We start from the raw sequence: 17,008 nt of genomic DNA, 5'->3' as shown, positions 1-17,008 counted from the left end.
CGTTACAGTCGAAGTGGGTTTCCGTTCTCAGTCTGGATTAGTTTAATCTCCTGATCAGCTATCCACGGTTTAAGTTCTTCCAGCTGACTAATAGTCTCACTATGACCGACTAAGTGAACGATTGCATCTGGCTGGATTTTTTCAATGAGCATTTTCAGGTTGTCGTACTGTTTCTCGTCGACGAGCCGGTCGAAGTGCTCGATTTCGTATCCATCTCGTCGCAATTCGTCCACAATCTCATTTGCTGGACTCAGACGCTCGTCTTGGGTGTTCGGCTTGTAAGTCGAACCAAGTGCGAGCACAGTGGGATTGTCAAATTCACTGAGCGCGTGACGAATCTTTCGGGCTGATGCCTGTGGCATCTTATCGTTAATTCGTCGGGCTGTCGTGATGAGATTTGTATGCTCTGGATTCACCTCATTGAGGAACCAGGGGTCAATCGGCAAACAGTGGCCACCAACTCCGATTCCGGGGTTTAAGATGTCGACTCGTGGATGACGATTTGCAAGTTCAATAACCTCTGTAATATCGAGGTTAAGTGAATCTCCAATCAGTGCAAACTCATTTGCGAGAGCTATATTCACGTCACGGAAGGTATTCTCCATTAGCTTGCACAACTCTGCGGAGATCAAATCCGTGAAATACGTCTCTCCCTTAAGGAATGGTTCGTATACCTTGGCTGCTCGGTGTGCACTTTCTTCGTTGATTCCCCCAATCACACGGTCGTTGTGTACAATCTCTTCGAATACATCACCCGGAAGAATTCGTTCTGGCGAGTGCGCGAGTTGAATCTCTTCTCCAGGAGTGAATCCTGCCTCCGTGAGCATTGGGACCACGACTTCTTCACAAGTAAGTGGCGGTATCGTCGATTCGATGTTGACGAGATCTCCCTCCTCAAGATGAGGTATTATGGATTCTACTGCCGCCTTAATCATCGAGAGGTCAGGCGACTTTTGAGGCCGGGTTAGTGGAGTCGGAACTGAAACGACGAAGGCATCACCAGAAGTGGGTGATGTCCGAGCCTGGAGGTTCTCTTCTACTTCGTCGCTTTCTAGTAGGTTTTGGAGTTTATCTTCGTCGAGGTTGAGCGATTGGTCGTTGATAGCTGCAACGAGCTGTTCGTCAATATCGACGCCAATCACTGACTTTCCAGCCTTTGCAAGCTGCAGTGCTAATGGTAGCCCAACGAAACCGGTCCCAACGACTACCACCTGTTCAATCGGCTCAACGGCCTCTTCGAATTGAGACGTTTGCATTTGTACTCAGGTTAGTTGCTGGTGAACTGGAACACAGACTCTCTTGCTTCTTTGTCAATACCGTAGTAGTCCTTCATCCACTCAATTGTTTTAGGAATCCCCTCTTCAAGTGAAACACGTGCCTCGTGGTTGAGGTCCTGCTTAGCTTTCTCGACGCTTGCTCGTTTATTGAGTGTATTATGTTCTTCACGTCCTCTGTACTCGACTTTATCATCATCTTTCCCGAGGTAGCCGAGAATCATGTCAGAGAGCTCCTTGATGTCGTAGTACTCTTCGCCAGCAATGTTATAAACTTCTCCAGGCTCGAAATTATCCACGATATTTGCAAGGGTTCGAACGACGTCTCCAATATACGTGAATGATCGATGGTGATTCTCATAGACGTGATATGGGTTGTCGTGGAGCGCGTGGTAACAGAACTTGCACACGACACTTCGGTACTCACTGAACTTCTCACCAGGGCCGTAGGTGTTGAAGAAGCGCACACGGACCGTGTCGGTATCGTATCGGTCTGTTGCGTTCAGGATCTGCTGTTCATTGACCCACTTTGAGATTGCATAGTCGTTCAGTTGGCGTGGGCCTTCTTCAAGCGGAACACGTTCTTCCATCTCATCGTCGTAGTCTCCGTAGACCTCACTGCTCGATGAGAAAACCATTTTGAAGCCGTGTTCTCGCTGAAGACGAATCATATTCTTCGTCCCGATTGCATTTGATTTCCACATCGTGTCGTAGAAGTCCTCTCCGTTTTTGCGGCCGAACTCGGCAGCGAGGTGATAGACGTAGTCGAACTCATGTTGTTCGAATACTTTGCTGATTTGTCGGTATTCGCTCACGTCACAGCGGAAATATTTCTCTCGTTCACTCCACGGCAGGTCTGCAACCCACACGTCATGTCCTCTTTCTTCAAGTTCCTCTGTGAGTGGTGCACCAATCGCTCCGAGTCCGCCAGTGATTAGAATCTTCACCATTGGCTGATATTTTATTGGAGTTTGATATTTAGTTTGTGGTCCGTGACTAAGCAGTACTCTATTGCGAGACCGATTCTGTGCGTCTTGTCGTGACTTTATCTATGACCTTTATTGCTGACGTTCCATCTCCGAATGGGTTCTCCCAGTCATGAGATTTTTCTAACATCAATCGGGCGCTTTCTTCGATTTCGTGTGGTTCAGTTCCTGCGAGTCGGTTTGCCCCAACGTCGAGAGTTTCGGGGCGCTCTGTACTATCTCTGAGGGTGACACAGGGAACGCCTAGAATACACGCTTCTTCTTGAACGCCACCAGAATCTGTGAGAATGAGCCCTGCACTGCTTTGTAACTGCAGGAAGTCGAGATAATCCTGTGGAGGAATCATCCGTACACACTCAGGAAGTTCCAAGTCGAACTCTTTGAGACGACTGCGAGCTCGAGGGTGAATCGGGTACAGGAATTCAAGACCGTACCTCTTACCAACTTGTGCAACACCTGCGAGTAGGTTCGAAAACGGCTCTTTATTGTCGACATTCTCTGCTCTGTGAGCCGTCAGTAGACCGTATCCACCGTCTTCCAGGTTGAGTTCGCTCAACGCAGCGCTCTTTTGCGCCGCCAGTTCACGGTTTTGCTGGACCGCATCGACGACTGTATTCCCAGTCACGTAGATGCGCTCTTCTGGAAGTCCTTCTTCCAGAAGGAACTTTTCCGACTGCTCGGTCGGTGCGAAGAGATAGTCTGCGGTGTGATCAGCGATGACCCGGTTCTTCTCCTCCGGCATCTCACGGTCAAAGCTACGAAGGCCTGCCTCGACGTGGCCAACTTCACAGTCGAGTTTGGTTGCCGCAATTGTTCCGGCAAGTACTGAGTTCGTATCGCCCTGTACGAGAACAACATCTGTGTTTTCTTCGAGCAGGATTTCTTCGATACCGATAATCATCTCTCCTGTTTGCTTACCATGGCTGGCAGACCCGACTCCCAGATTATAATCTGGCTTCGGGAGTTCTAACTGATCGAAGAATACTTTGTTTAGGTTTTCTGAGTAGTGCTGTCCAGTGTGGATTACACTGTAGGGCTGGTCATATTCTTCACAGGCTCGGATGACTGGTGCGAGTTTGATAATCTCCGGTCGAGTCCCCAGGACGATGGTGATGTGGTTTTGTTCGTCGTTCATTGGTGAAAATCGTGCTTGAGTTCGTTGATCATATTCGAAATTCGGTTCAGCAGAAGTCCAACAAAGATGCCTAACACGCCCAGAATCGTCGTGAAACCCGCCACTAACACTTTGGCGGGGTAGAAAACACCCGAGTTTTGGTAGATCAATATCGCGTCCAAACCGTACAATGACCCAGCAAGGGTAAACACGAGCCCAGGCCCACCGAAGAAAATCAATGGATGGCGGTCACGAATCAACTGTAAAATGAACGTTGCAACAGTCAACCCATGACGGAGTGGGCCGTACGTCTGTCCGTCGACACCCTCGTACCGAACATCGATGGGTGCTTCTTTGATTTCGAGTCCTTTGTCGACGGCGTCGCCGATCATCTCGCTTTCGACACCCATCCCACTCGTTTTGACCGATAGCTTCTCGATTGCTGTCGGTGAAAACGCTCGGAACCCACTTTGGGTGTCTGTGAGATTCTCCCCGCTCGACCCGACGGTCAAGATGTCAAGGACACGCTGTCCAAAGCGTCGATACAGCGGCGTTTCGTCGTCTTCCGTTGACTCTAAGTACCGACTTCCGATTACTAAGTCCGTCTCACCATCTAACACAGGTGAGACGACTTGTGGAATGTCCTCTGGATGGTGCTGTCCATCCCCATCGAGGATTACGAATGCATCACAGTCCGTCCGCCGAACGTGCTCCAACAGTGTCTGTACAGCGCCGCCTTTTCCTTGGTTTTCCTCGTGGACGATGACAGTCGCTCCTGACCCCCTTGCGATTGGAACTGTGTTGTCCGTACTTCCGTCGTCGACGACGACAACCTCGTCAGCGTATTGTTGGGCCGCTAGCACTGTACTTCCGATTCCAACCTCTTCGTTGTAGGCTGGAATTCCGACGATTGTCGTGTCATCGTGGGTCTCTGTAGCAGGTCCAGTCTCCACGTCACTCGTCTGGCCATTGACACTGGCATGACTGGCGACGCTGTCTGAACTGCTTCTCCCCCCGGCATTAGTTGACTGCACTACTCTATGCCCCACTGTTGATTGCAGTTGATTGTTCGTACCATAGTCTCTCGACTGGCTGAGGCCTCCAAGATAGGTACTGTCCTATCTCCTTGAACCTTCGATTATCTATCATTAACACTATAACACATCAATAAAGAGTTTTCTTCTGATACATCACTAAAACCGGCCCTGGAGGCAGTGAAGAATAGTGTGCTTTGAGAAACTATTTCCACGTACTGCTGTGTCTGCTGTCGCTGAAAAAGCAGACAATACGGTGAATTGTTCTCCGCTACATGTCATCAGAGTCAACCGAGTAGCACCCATCGGTTCTCTCGGGGCATTCAGTAGGAACTGGAGTACGCCACCAGTAACACTTCCAAAAACGATATCCCCCACATATCGCTCGGGAGACGCTGTACCGTGACGACCACACGACGACCACACGACGACTATACGACGCAACCACCGAAGCTCGACGACTCTACGCTTCGAATTCGCTCGAAGAACCAACTCCCGAACTCCCACCCAAGAGACAATTCCACCAAACATCACCACTACCACCCACCCAATCACCACCCGACGAAGCCACAGGAACGTCCGTGACAATTCAAAACAGTTTTCAATTGTATTTGGTATACGTTTGAGATGAATGCGGGTGGTGGGCACCTATACCACGCGACAGTGGGGCATATCACACAATCTTGGTCCCAGTGGTCCCTCCCCGACATTTAGTGTAACTCATCTCACAACATGACAGACGATACCGACAGACATCGACTACGTGCACTCGCCCTCTCGGCGTTGCTGGTGCTTTCGGTCCTCGGAAGCTCCATCGCCGTTACGGGGGCGACCGCCGCTGCACAGGCAACGGGTCCCGGAGCGTTCACCGACCAGGGGACGGACGCTGGGGAACTCCAAGCCGGTGACACGGCAGTCGTACAGACCATCGAGATAACCGACGCGGACAAAAACGAGTCGAGCGCGCTCGACGTGACCGCGGTGACGGTCGCAGGCAGCAGCAACAACACCGCGTCCGCGAGTGACCTCTCGACAGTTCGCATCCTCGACGCCGACGGCGACGAAGTCGCCAGTGCGTCCCCCACAGACAGTCTCTTCGGGTCGGGCCAGACGTTCACCGTCTCCGATATCACGGTCCCCGACGACGGGAGTACGACGCTCAAGGTCTCTATCACCGTCGCGTCCAACGTCTCCGAGTCCGCGGAACTGGGACTCGAAACGAGCGCCGACTGGACGGAAAACGGTAGCTCCGGCCAGACGGACGCTGTCGCCGACGGCGTGACCGAGACGCTCGCCGCGACCGACCAGACTGAAAACGAGACGACCGAGTCTGCGAACGAGTCGACCGAGACTGCGAGTCCGGACGACGAAACTACAGACACGCCAACCAACGAAACTACGGACGAACCGACGAACGAGACCACAGACACGCCAACCAACGAGACCACAGACGAGCCAACCAACGAAACTACAGACACGCCGACCAACGAAACCACACAAGAACCGACCACCGAGTCGGGACAGACCACGGCGACAAACGAGACCACGGACAACACGACAGACACCGGGTCGTCGTCGCCGACGCTCAACAACTCGTCTGCCGCGCCGGACCTGCAGGTCGTCTCGCCGACCAACCAGACCATCGTCGAGTCGGACGACCTGCTCGACGTGACGTTCGGCTACGTCGAGGACGTGCCGAGTAACATCACGACGACCAAACTCACGCTCACGGACGGGCAGAACACGTACACCTACGCGGTCGACAAGACCGACTACGTCGCGGGTGCGACTGTCACCGTCCCGCTCGACCTCGACAAGCTGGCGGGCAATCTGACCGACGGTGCGTACAACGTCGAGGTGGCCGTGGCGAACGAGTCGGGGCACACAGAGACCGCCCGGACTGCCTCGCCGGTCGTCGTGGTGAACGACGAGAACCCGACGGTCGGAAACGTCTCACTCGCGAGTCCGACGACCGATATCGCACCGAACGCGACGCTGAACCTCACCTACGACTACGAGTCGGCACCGAACGCCACCACCGTCACGGTGTGGGTTGTCGACGACGAGAGCACTGCGAACTTCACGGCCGGTGACCTCGAAAACGCGTCGTACACGACCTACGAGCAGTCGGTCGACCACGGCGTCGTCGAAAACCGAACGCTCGGTGTCGACCTCGCCGACCAAATCACGGACAACGCGAACTACAGCGTGTTTCTCACGGCGACCGACGCGACCGGCATGCAGAGCAACGCCAGCATGGCTGGCACGCTCGACGTGAACGCCGACAACCCGCGTCTCGAATCGGTCGAAGCGACCGTCGGCAGCGACACGGTGACGGTGCAGTTCTCTGAAGTCGTCGTCGCCGGAGACGGCGACTCCGCGCTCACCCGCGCCGACTTCGCCTACCAGGACGGCAACGGTGCTGGTCCGGGGTCGATTTCCTCCGTCGTCGCACACAGCGGCGATACGGTGGTGCTTCGCCTCGACGCCAACGTCACCTTCGGCGACCTCGGAAGCGACCGGGTGAACGCCCGCAGCGGGCAACTCGTCGATTCGCACGACACTGACGCCCGTGCTGTCGGCACCGATGCCAGCGCACTCGCCGACACCACGCCACCGACAATCGCCCTCGAAACCGTCCCCGACGTCAACACGCACAACATCGAAAACTACAGCCTGACGTTGGAGACGGGAACCGAACCCACTGACGTCGAGATGAACCTCACCGGGCCGAACGGCGCGTCCGTCTCCACCACGAAGGACGCGACGCAAGGCACCGTGACGCTCTCGGTGAACGCCTCCGCGTTCGCCGACGGCGCGACGACGCTCGACGTGACGATGGCAGACCGCGCCGGAAACGACCAGACGGTGACACGACACATCGTGACCGACACCGTCCCGCCGACGTTCGAATTCGCGGAGACGAACGCGGGAACGAAAGAGGTCGCCCTCAAACTCTCCGAGTCGGTCGCAGACACCGACGAAGAGGACTTCGTCGTCAACAATCTCTCACACACGGTCAACACCTCGCGAGTCATCGGCCCGTTCGTGACGCTCACGCTCAACGAGTCTGTGCCGCCGAGTGCGATTCGCAACGAGAGCGTGACCATCTCGGCTCCAAGCGTAACCGACCACGCCGGAAACAAGCTTACACAGGGGCAGACGCTCGTCGACGGCAGCACGCCGAGACTCTCTCGCATCGAGGCCGAACCGGGCGACGAAGCGCTCGTCCTCACGTTCACCGAGGCCGTCACGCCCGGTGACGACGAGACGTTCACCCTCGACGACTTCGCGTACAGAGACGAGGACACGGGCGGTGTGACCGCCATCGAGTCGGTCACCCAGACCGGTCCGCAGACGGTCGTCCTCGAGACGAACGGCGTGCTCACGACCCAAGACCTCGACCAAGATATGGTCGGCGTCGAAGCCAACAGCGTCTACGACTCGGTCGGAAAGGCCGTTCGACAGACGAACGAGTCCATCGGTGTCAGGCCGGACCTCAGCATGACTGCCGACGACGGCACGCTGGTCGTCACGGTCGTCTCCCTGAGCGATATCACCGACGCGACGAGCACGGGGTACACCATCAGCCGAGTCAACCGAGAACTCGACTCGCTCGAAGGGTTCGAACTCGGAGAGCGCTACACGACCACGCTGAACGCGTCCGACTTCACGAAGACGGAAGCGAACGTGTACCGAGCGACCGTCTCGGTACCAACCCGTCCCGACGGCGCAGACGGGCGCTACAAAATCTCCGGCTCGGTCGACAGCCAGACGATGTCGGACCAGACAGTCGTCGATACGACTGCCCCACACCCGACTGACGCGGTCCTGCTCGACGTGACCGCCGAAGCCCAACAGGACGGCACTCGGAACATTACCAAACTTCGCGTGCTGTTCAACGAGCCAATCGACGCCAGCGACATCACGCCGCGTGACGTGTCTATCGAAGGCTTCGATGGCGAAGTCGTCGCGGTGCAAGACGCGGGCGTCTTCGGGTCAGTCACCGTCGTCACCGAAGGCAAGATACAGACGGGCAACAGCCCGACAGTGACTATCGACGGCGACAGCTACGCTGACTTCGCCGGGACGAACGGGAAGGCCGACGGCAAGACGGTCATCCACACCGACACGCTCGAACTGCAACAGGGCTGGAACTTCGTCTCCGTGCCCGCAGAGAGCGGTGACGTTCCGCTTCACGAACTCGACCTCTCGGGCGTTGACGCCGTCTACTCGTACGACGCCGAGTCCGGGTCGTGGGACGCTTTCGACCCGGATGCGTGGATAAACGACTTCTCGACGCTCGAAGGCGGCGACGGCTATATCTTCGTGATGGACCGTGCCGCGACCATCGAAGTCAACGTCTACAACATGCCCGGCAGCGACGCGGGTGAAGACGACGTGTCGCCCGCACCGACACAACAGCGACTCGCCGCAGGGTGGAATCTGGTCGGCCACTACCAGGAGTACGACCAGAACGTCACGACGGCGCTCTCGTCGGTCGATAGTGACTCCGTCTACAACCTCCTCGCACACGACGAGTCGAGCGAGGGAATCGCCTATCACGCCTACATCGACGGCGACTTCGAGACGATGGAGCGCGGCGAAGCCTACTGGGTCTTCGTCCGTGACGACGAGGTCTACACTGGCGCGTCGCAGAACACCTCAGAGAACTAACCTCACACCCACGTCTTTGTGCCAATCCACATGAACTCACGAGATACGAACAGTCGACGCATGCCGACTACGGCAGCGGTAGCGCTCGTCGCGCTCCTCGTCGTCACCGCTGGCGCAGGCACGACACTCGCATCCCCGCCGTCGCCACCGCATCGCTTCTTCGGAACCGTCGAAGACGACGGCGAACCACTGGCCGGAGCCACTGTCGAAGTGACCTACGAGGGCTCGGTCGTCGCGTCCAACACGACCAGCGACGACGGGAACTTCGACCTGAAGGTTCCCGAAGAGGAAATCGACCAGAACGAAGAGCGAACCGTGACCATCACCGTCCGCAGCGAATCCAAACAGTTCGAATGGGAGTCGACGGGGTCGACCGAAGTGAACTTCGCCCTCGGCGACAGCGACGGCGGTGGGTCCGGTGGAGACAGTGACCCCGGCGGTGGCTCTGGTGGCGGCTCCGGCGGTGGCGGTAGCTCCGGTGGCGACGCCGACAACAGTGGCAGCACTGGCGGTGGGAGCACCGGCGGTGCAAACACTGCATCCACGACCACGACTGCCACCACGAACACGTCGACAGCGGTGGGAACGACGGCCACCAGCACAGACCCATCGTCGACGACGGCCGAATCGACGACGAGCGAATCGGAACAGTCGACGACCGAATCGGCCTCAGAGAAGACGACGACAGCGACGGAGACGACAGCAGACGAATCGGTGACGGCCGATGAATCGACGACGGGAACCGGCGTTCCTGGATTCGGTGTCGGAACCGCACTCGCTGCCGTTCTCGCGGCGGCGCTGTTCGCACTCCGCACCGAATAACCCACGTCACCCCCGCAGTATTTTTTCGGGCAACTGCGGTCGATATCGTCAGTAGTTGGCATGAACTTCGGTAACAATAAATATGTTTAGCATTTGCTACGTCACATGAACCACACACGTCGGAATTTTATCAAGAGTGCTGCGGCCGCAGTCGGTGGGCTGTCGGTCGCGTCGTCGCCAGTCGTTGCGACTGGCGTCCGGGAGAATCAGTTCCTCGTCGACACGCGCTCGGCATCGTCGGACGCGTGGCGCGAGGCTGTCGAAATCGTCGACGAAGCCGACACTGTGGGCTTCGCGTCGGTCAAAGGAGACGAACGCGACCTCGAAGGCCACGGCCTCGACTTCGCACCCGAAGTCGAACTCTCTATCGAACCGCCGGAAATCGAGGGTGTCTCACCCGATTCGGTTCCGGACACGCTCCCCGAAGACGGGCAGTTCGACACGGCCGCCGATGTCACCGACGAGGTCCCCGAACCCCACCCGTATCAGTGGTCGAAGCACAGTCAGAACGTCAAATCGCTTCACGACCAGGGCGTCACGGGCGAGGGCGCGACGATTGCCATCGTCGACTCCGGCATCGACGCGAGCCACCCGGACCTCGTCGTCGACACGGAGCGCTCCGGCAACTTCTCGCTCGACGACGATATCGGCACCAGCGACAACAGCAGCCACGGAACCCACTGCGCCGGTATCGCCGCCGCGAACGGAAGCCGCGTCTCCGAGGACGGCCCGTACGTCGTCGGTGTCGCACCTGACGCCGTCCTCTTGGACATGAAGGTGTTCCCGTTCAAATCCAGCGCCTCGATTCTGAGCGCCGTGACGACCGCCGTCGACAACGGTGCGGACGCGATTAACCTCAGTCTCGGGCCGGGCAGCCCCGTGTCGCCGAGTATCAGCCAGCACCTCAGCGTCAAATCCTACCGACGCGTCGGGGAGTACGCCCGCGACAACGGCGCGATACTCGTCGAGTCCTCCGGCAACGACGACACGAACATCGACGAGTTCGAGCCGCAGATTACGAACACTGGCAAGGGAAGCCACCCTGGGTGGCTGACGGTGTCGGCGACCGGTCCGCGCTCGGACGTGGAGAACCTCGTCGACCTCCCGGGAGATTCGGATGGCGACGGAAAGCCGGACTTCGGGTCGATTGCCCCCGAACACACCCCGTCGGTCTACACGAACTACGGCCCCGGCTCGGTCGATGTGAGCGCCCCCGGTGGAAACGTGCGTTCCGGCGGGTCGCTGTTCGATGGCGTGCTGAGCACGCTCTCGCCGAAGGTCAGCGGGTACGGCTTCATCCGTATCGGCCCGGGCGGTGGCGAAGGCCTCTACGGTGGCTCCGGGATGTACGGCACGCTCCACGGGACGAGCATGGCCGCCCCACACGTCACGGGCCTCGCCGCGGTCATCATGGCAGCGAACCCAGAGGCCGACCCCGAGCAAGTGAAAGCACACATCAAAAACACGGCGAGAGACATCGACACCACGTACCCGGACGTCGACTACTTCACGGACCAACAGACCGACGAAGACGATTACGACGACTACGAGTTAGAAGACCTCTACGACTCGGCGACGTTCCGCGGCGCGGGGCACATCGACATCGAGCGAGCGGGGACCAAGCCGGTCCCGTTCCCCGGTGGCATCGAAGTCGACGGCGAGGTCTACTTCCCGGCCGACCCCGACGACGACGGCCGCTACGAGGACGTCAACGGCGACGGCGTCGTCGATATGAAAGACGCCGAATTGCTCTACCAACTCGCACTCGAAGGCACGGTCAGTGCTGGCGCGACGGCGTTCGACTTCAACGACGACGGCGGATTCGACATGCGGGACGTCCAAGAACTGGTTCGACAAATCGAGTAACGACACGACGTTGGTGAGCCGGTCGAATCGACGCTTTCGCACAGCGCAACACCTATCAAATCGCTATCCATCATTTCTTCCAAATGGTCTCCACGGAGAGCGACACGACCGACCCGATTCTCACCTGCGACGGCGTCACCCGCAGCTTCACGCGAGGGCGGTCCGGCTGGCTTTCGTCGCCGCAGGACACCCAAACAGTCGTCGCCGTCGACGACGTCACCACGACCATCCACACGGGCGACGTCGTCGGCCTCGCCGGACCGAGCGGCAGCGGCAAATCGACGCTTCTCCATCTTCTCGCCGCGCTCGACACGCCTACCAAAGGACGTGTCGTCCTCGACGGCACCGACACCACGACGCTCTCGGAGAGCCAGCGCGCGAAACTCCGCCTCGACGAGGTCGGCATCGTCTTCCAGCACTTCCATCTCTTGCCCTCTCTTTCGGCCCGTGCGAACGTCGCCCTCCCGCTCGTCCAGCGCGGCGTCCCCAAGTCCACTCGCCGAGCCAAAGCGAACGACCTCCTCGACGCCGTCGGCCTCGCCGACCGCGCCACCCACAAACCCGCGGAACTAAGCGGCGGCGAGCAACAACGCGTTGCTATCGCCCGCGCGCTCGTCACCGACCCGTCGCTCCTCGTCGCTGACGAACCGACGGGCGAACTCGACAGCGAAACCGGCCGCCAGATTCTCGACCTTCTCACGGACGTCGCCGACGACCGCGCAGTTATTATCGCCTCGCACGACGAGGCAGTTCTCGACCGGGCGGACAGCGTTCTCCGACTGCACGACGGGCGACTCCAATCCGAGTCGGACCCCAGTATGCACCGAGAGATTCCACATGAGTCGTAAAGTTCGGCGACTGGCGGGTGTCGTCCGCCTCGGTCTCGCACGCTTCTCCGGCAGACTCTTCGGCGGCGACTCGCGCCAACTCTGGTCGAGCATCGCCGGCGTCGCCTTCGCAGTCATGCTCATGACGACCGTCGGCGGCATCTCGCTCGGCCTCGCCTCCCAGTCGGCAATCGAGAGCGAGGACGTGGACTACTGGGTCGTCCCGGACGCCGCGAGCGCTTCGGCAATCGCGGTCTCTGTCGACGCCCCTCGCTTGGGTGGCGTCCACTCAGTCACTGACCAACTCGCGGACGACGACCGTATCGACTACGCCACACCCGTATTGATTCGGGTACTCGAACTTTCGAATCCCCAGACCGGCAACAGCGAGTATATCCTCGTCGCTGGCGTCATCCCCGACTCGACCAATCGGTCGATTATCGGGCTTCCCACTGCATCTCTCGAACCCGGCGACCCGCACTACGCCGATGGCACCTACGACGGCCCGTGGACAGGACAGGCCGTGCTCAGCACGGGCGCTGCGACACTTCTCGACGCCGAAAAGGGGACGACTCTCTCCCCAGAGACGGGGTCGGCAACGAATCGCTCGTTTACTGTCTCTGATGTCGCCGAAAGCGAGTACACGACCGGAATCGGCGAGGTCCCCGTCGCTCTCGTCCACCTCTCGGAGGCCCAGGCCCTTTCAGGTGCGACGAGCGGCGACCAGGCCGACCAGATTCTCGTGAGCACCGACGACGCCGCCGTTGCGGGTGACATCGAACGGCTCTACCCACAGACGAACGTCGTCAAGCGAACCGGCTTCGCTCAACAGCAACTCTCCTCGTCGAGCCTCCCGCTCGCTATCGCTGTCGGCGCGGTCCTCACCGCCTTCGTCGTTGGCACGCTCTTCGTCGCGACGATGATGGGTCTCGAAGTCCTCTCCGAGCGCGCGTCACTCGCGACGCTCGCGGCAATCGGCTACAGTTCGTCTTCCCGCAGCCTACTGCTCGTCGTCGAGACCCTCAGCGTGACGCTCAGTGGCGCAGTCGTTGGCCTCGGCCTCGGCATCGGCGGCATCGAACTCACGAACGTCCTCACGGAGCGCTATCTCGGTATCGCGTCGGTCGCTCGATTCGACCCCATTCTCGTCGGTGCCGCGTTCGTCGTCTCCGTGCTCATCGGCCTGTTCGCGTCGGTCTACCCCGTGTGGCTGAGCCATCGCGCGAACCCCGTGGAGGTGCTGCAATGAGGTTCCTCACACGACTCCGTGCCGTCATCGGCATCGCGGGCGCACAAATCCGCACGCAGCGACTCCGGAGCCTCCTCGCCATCGTCGGCATCTGCCTCGCCGTCCTGTCGATGACGCTTCTCACGTCGCTCGGGATGGGCGTCGTCCAGACTGGCCAAGAGAAGTTCGACGCCTCCGGCCGCGACCTCTGGGTGACGGGCGGTCCCGTCAAACTCACGCCCGAGACCGGTGGTTTCCAGAACTCGCTTGACAACTCTCACCGCGTCGCCGACGAAATCATGGCCCGAGACGACGTCGCGACTGCCTACGCGCTCGGCTTCCAGACGGTGTACGTCTCACCCAACACCTCGGAGTTCGAGACCATCATCGGCGTCGGCGCACCCAGCGGCGGGCAGTCGGTGACGGTCACTGAAGGTTCACAGTACACCCCCGGCGACCCGCATTACAACGGCGGCAGCTACGACGGCCCGATGACTCACGAGGTCATCATCAGCCCGGAAGCCGCCGAGCGCTTCGGCGTCGGCGTCAACGACACGCTCTACATCGGAAGCACCCTCGCCTCGGCGCGACAACACGAGTTCCGAATCACGGGAATTTCGCCCACCTACTCGAACTTCCTCGGGTCGAGCAACGTCGTGTTGCACCTGAGCGAACTGCAGGAAGTCTCGGGGACGACCGGAACCGACACGGCGAGCCTGGTCACTGTCAAACTCAGGGACGGCGCGGACCCCGACACGGTCGCATCGGAACTCGAATCGACTTATCCGACCCTCGACGTTCGCACCAACCAGGAGCAACTCGAAGCGACGCTGCGCCAGCAGGCCGTCCTCATCGCCGCGGGCGTGGCGCTCGTCGCGCTCTCGATTATCACGGGCATCGCACTGACACTCAACCTCGTGCTCTCGCTCATCTACCAGCAACGCCGCGAGTTCGCCGCGTTACGCGCACAGGGACTCTCCGTATGGACGCTCGTCGGCGTCGTCGGCACACAGGCGTTCACTTATGGACTGCTCGGCGGCCTGTTGGCGTCGGGGCTGACCTACCCCCTCGCGGACGTGCTCAACGTCGCCATCCAGTCCCTCGTCGGCTTCGAGAACGTCGTCGTCGTGGACCAGCGCGTCGTCCTTGGTGGTTTCGCTATCGCGCTCGTCATCGGCCTCGCGAGCGCACTCGCCGGGTCGTGGAGCCTCGCACGACAGCCCGTGACCGACTTGCTCGACGGCTGAGCGGCGGTCACGCTACTCCTTGTTTTGTCGCGCGCCCCACCTGCGCCGAATCACACTCGCTATCCACAGCACACCCGCGAGCGCGAACAGCGCGTTCTGCACCCGGAATCGCGGGTCGCCAAGCGAGTTCACGACCCGAACCCACGGCGGAATGGCGTCGGCGTCGGGGTACAGAACCGTCGGGAACACCGGCCACAGCAGGAACCGCATCGTCCACCAGTCACCGGCGAGGACGAGCGAGTACACGTCTCCGACGTAGTGGGAGACGAGGCCCACACCCCACGCGATGGCGTGTTCGTCGTATCCTGCGTTGTGCGCCCACCATCCCACGCCGACGAGCAACGGCACGGCGAAGAAAAGCGAGTGACCCAGCGTCCGACCACTGGGAAGCACGCCCGCGTAGGTCAGCGGTTTGTCGACGAGGTCTGGAAGTTGCGTCCCGAGGACGACACAGCCCACCAGCCAGCCCTGCGGAAGCGGCTGTCGCCGCGCGAGTCGCGTGAACACGTACGAGAGATACCCGAACGCGAGGTGGCCGAATGGAAACACGTAGGCGACTGATTCGTGGCCCGACCCTTGAATGTCTGGCTCTCTGGAGATGCGTTTACTGACGAATCGACTCCGACTGCGACGACTGACTCACGTTCACCCACAGATGCACCTCGCGGTAGGCCGACTCGACTGTCGGCTCTCCCGCAGGCGCGCCTTTGTACAAGAGATACACCAGTCGCAGGCGCTCGCCCGTCATCGTGGGCGTCACCTCGTGGGTCGTCTGCCACGTCTCGTTGTGCGCGACGCGCGGTGAGAACCGCGTCAATTCGCGTTCTTCCAACACGGTCGTACTGTTGTTCTCGACCCGAACGCGCTGTAACTCCGCGACCACTGTGTAATTCATCGGCTGGTGTTCCTGATTCCCGACGCCGACGACGAGCGGCTTCGACTCGCCGACGACGAACTCCTCGGGATAGCCGTCGGCGACGAGCTCGCCGTCCTCGCCTTCGGTGAGAAGGTACAACTCGGTGAACGCCTCACCGTCTTTCGGAACGGCGACGGCGTAGCCCACGCTGCCGACTGCGAGGAGGATACTGACGACCAACAGGACGTTCAGCACCGCGTCGGTCTGCGTCTCGGGGTCGAACAGCTCGTCACGCGCGTCTGAGAGCCACGTTTCGTACGGCACCGAGAAGCGCTCGGTGGGCGACAACTGGTTCCGACGCCGCGCTCCGAGCGCCACCAACCCGAGTGTCAGGCCGCTCATTGCGACCATAATCGGGGCGAGTCGAATCCCCCACGGGGTGAAGTTGAGGAGGAGTCCCACGAGAGGTGTGAGCGAGATACTCCCGCCGAACGAGAGAGCGACGCGCTCGATGCCGTCGATACCCGAGACGTCGCCACCGGCCTCGGGAAACAGTGCCGCCATCAGCGCGTAGCCGGGGACGAACAACAGGAACGGGAGACCGAGGACGTCCCGAAGCGGCGTCTCGCTCACGCCCGGAAGGAAGACTGCAAGGTTGACGACCCCGACGAGGGCGACAACTGCCGCCAAATCGGCGGGAAGCTCGCGCACCTGTCTGGGGAGGAGCAAGCGCCAATCCGGGTCGCGTGTCATCGTTGTGAATCTGATTCGAGGGCGTACTAAAGTGAGTCGGTCGGTCAGGACGATTCGGACGACCGGGTCAGGGCGATTCGACGAGGTCGCGCGCAAGGTCCAACGCCCGAGACGCCTCCGCGTGTGTCACGCCAGACGGCGCGAACGCGACCTGCTCGTAGATTCCCACGAGGTCGTCGACCGCGTCGGCCTGCGATGCCTCGCCGTCCGAACGCACCCGGCGGGCGAGTTCCGTGTGATTCAGCGCCGAACTGTACCCGAAGTCGGCCAGCAGCGACTGCCGAACCGCCTCGTAGGCAACGACTGTCTCTTATACACATCTCT

Annotated in this window: 13 protein-coding genes; 7 read left to right on the top strand and 6 right to left on the bottom strand. The window is 59.8% G+C overall.

The genetic code is table 11. The annotated features are described in order from the left end of the window. Window positions 1-2: 2 nt before the first annotated feature. Genes C453_RS16775 through C453_RS16760 form a run of 4 tightly spaced genes read right to left on the bottom strand, consistent with a single transcriptional unit; the run spans window position 3 to window position 4,327 of the window. Entirely contained in the window at window positions 3-1,256 is a 1,254-nt protein-coding gene (locus tag C453_RS16775) for a nucleotide sugar dehydrogenase (protein ID WP_008326345.1), read from the bottom strand. Window positions 1,257-1,267: 11 nt separating this feature from the next. After that, window positions 1,268-2,224 (bottom strand): NAD-dependent epimerase/dehydratase family protein, encoded by a 957-nt coding sequence (locus C453_RS16770; RefSeq protein WP_008326343.1) that lies wholly within the window; start codon window positions 2,222-2,224, stop codon window positions 1,268-1,270. 58 nt (window positions 2,225-2,282) lie between these two features. Beyond that, entirely contained in the window at window positions 2,283-3,395 is a 1,113-nt protein-coding gene (gene wecB / locus C453_RS16765) for a non-hydrolyzing UDP-N-acetylglucosamine 2-epimerase (RefSeq protein ID WP_008326341.1), read from the bottom strand. Beyond that, window positions 3,392-4,327 carry a glycosyltransferase family 2 protein gene (locus C453_RS16760; protein ID WP_008326339.1) on the bottom strand — a complete coding sequence of 312 codons (936 nt, stop codon included), beginning with the start codon at window positions 4,325-4,327 and terminating at the stop codon, window positions 3,392-3,394. Before C453_RS16760 ends, wecB begins: the two co-directional genes overlap by 4 nt. A gap of 813 nt (window positions 4,328-5,140) precedes the next feature. Between C453_RS16760 and C453_RS16750 the strand changes: the two genes are divergently transcribed. From C453_RS16750 to C453_RS16725, 6 genes are all read left to right on the top strand, one after another. Beyond that, window positions 5,141-9,085: a surface glycoprotein gene (locus C453_RS16750; protein ID WP_008326338.1), complete on the top strand. Its 3,945-nt coding sequence runs from the start codon at window positions 5,141-5,143 to the stop codon at window positions 9,083-9,085. A gap of 60 nt (window positions 9,086-9,145) precedes the next feature. Continuing rightward, window positions 9,146-9,907: a PGF-CTERM sorting domain-containing protein gene (locus C453_RS16745; protein ID WP_008326337.1), complete on the top strand. Its 762-nt coding sequence runs from the start codon at window positions 9,146-9,148 to the stop codon at window positions 9,905-9,907. A gap of 105 nt (window positions 9,908-10,012) precedes the next feature. After that, a complete protein-coding gene (locus C453_RS16740; protein ID WP_008326336.1) occupies window positions 10,013-11,773 on the top strand; it encodes a S8 family peptidase in 1,761 nt (586 codons plus the stop codon). A gap of 83 nt (window positions 11,774-11,856) precedes the next feature. Beyond that, on the top strand, window positions 11,857-12,621 hold the full coding sequence (locus tag C453_RS16735; protein ID WP_008326335.1) for an ABC transporter ATP-binding protein: 765 nt from the start codon (window positions 11,857-11,859) through the stop codon (window positions 12,619-12,621). Then, the gene (locus C453_RS16730; RefSeq protein ID WP_008326328.1) at window positions 12,611-13,849 is read left to right on the top strand and encodes an ABC transporter permease; all 1,239 of its coding nucleotides are present in this window, start codon (window positions 12,611-12,613) and stop codon (window positions 13,847-13,849) included. The genes C453_RS16735 and C453_RS16730 overlap by 11 nt, the downstream gene beginning before the upstream one ends. After that, on the top strand, window positions 13,846-15,075 hold the full coding sequence (locus tag C453_RS16725; RefSeq protein WP_008326326.1) for an ABC transporter permease: 1,230 nt from the start codon (window positions 13,846-13,848) through the stop codon (window positions 15,073-15,075). The genes C453_RS16730 and C453_RS16725 overlap by 4 nt, the downstream gene beginning before the upstream one ends. Before the next feature lie 12 nt (window positions 15,076-15,087). On the opposite strand, the gene C453_RS16720 is transcribed toward C453_RS16725, so the two are convergent. Then, window positions 15,088-15,624, bottom strand: a complete 537-nt coding sequence (locus C453_RS16720) for a metal-dependent hydrolase (RefSeq protein WP_008326324.1) — start codon at window positions 15,622-15,624, stop codon at window positions 15,088-15,090. Between the two features lie 55 nt (window positions 15,625-15,679). Continuing rightward, window positions 15,680-16,684, bottom strand: coding sequence for a DUF1616 domain-containing protein (locus C453_RS16715; protein ID WP_008326321.1), 1,005 nt, complete (start codon window positions 16,682-16,684; stop codon window positions 15,680-15,682). Between the two features lie 31 nt (window positions 16,685-16,715). On the opposite strand from C453_RS16715, the gene C453_RS21135 reads away from it, so the two are divergent. Next, on the top strand, window positions 16,716-17,008 hold a 293-nt coding region (locus C453_RS21135; RefSeq protein ID WP_241430786.1), incomplete at its 3' end, for a hypothetical protein.

The sequence above is a fragment of the Haloferax elongans ATCC BAA-1513 genome, assembly GCF_000336755.1.
GTDB classification, from domain to species: domain Archaea; phylum Halobacteriota; class Halobacteria; order Halobacteriales; family Haloferacaceae; genus Haloferax; species Haloferax elongans.
Note: the sequence above shows the minus strand (reverse complement) of the source record. Positions and strands in the feature narration are given on the sequence as shown.

What these genes read in the sequence shown, in the direction of transcription:
- C453_RS16775 (WP_008326345.1), bottom strand. Translation starts at nt 1,256, where the DNA reads ATGCAAACGTCTCAATTCGAAGAGGCCGTTGAGCCGATTGAACAGGTG.
- C453_RS16770 (WP_008326343.1), bottom strand. Translation starts at nt 2,224, where the DNA reads ATGGTGAAGATTCTAATCACTGGCGGACTCGGAGCGATTGGTGCACCA.
- wecB (WP_008326341.1), bottom strand. Translation starts at nt 3,395, where the DNA reads ATGAACGACGAACAAAACCACATCACCATCGTCCTGGGGACTCGACCG.
- C453_RS16750 (WP_008326338.1), top strand. Translation starts at nt 5,141, where the DNA reads ATGACAGACGATACCGACAGACATCGACTACGTGCACTCGCCCTCTCG.
- C453_RS16745 (WP_008326337.1), top strand. Translation starts at nt 9,146, where the DNA reads ATGCCGACTACGGCAGCGGTAGCGCTCGTCGCGCTCCTCGTCGTCACC.
- C453_RS16740 (WP_008326336.1), top strand. Translation starts at nt 10,013, where the DNA reads ATGAACCACACACGTCGGAATTTTATCAAGAGTGCTGCGGCCGCAGTC.
- C453_RS16735 (WP_008326335.1), top strand. Translation starts at nt 11,857, where the DNA reads ATGGTCTCCACGGAGAGCGACACGACCGACCCGATTCTCACCTGCGAC.
- C453_RS16730 (WP_008326328.1), top strand. Translation starts at nt 12,611, where the DNA reads ATGAGTCGTAAAGTTCGGCGACTGGCGGGTGTCGTCCGCCTCGGTCTC.
- C453_RS16725 (WP_008326326.1), top strand. Translation starts at nt 13,846, where the DNA reads ATGAGGTTCCTCACACGACTCCGTGCCGTCATCGGCATCGCGGGCGCA.
- C453_RS16715 (WP_008326321.1), bottom strand. Translation starts at nt 16,684, where the DNA reads ATGACACGCGACCCGGATTGGCGCTTGCTCCTCCCCAGACAGGTGCGC.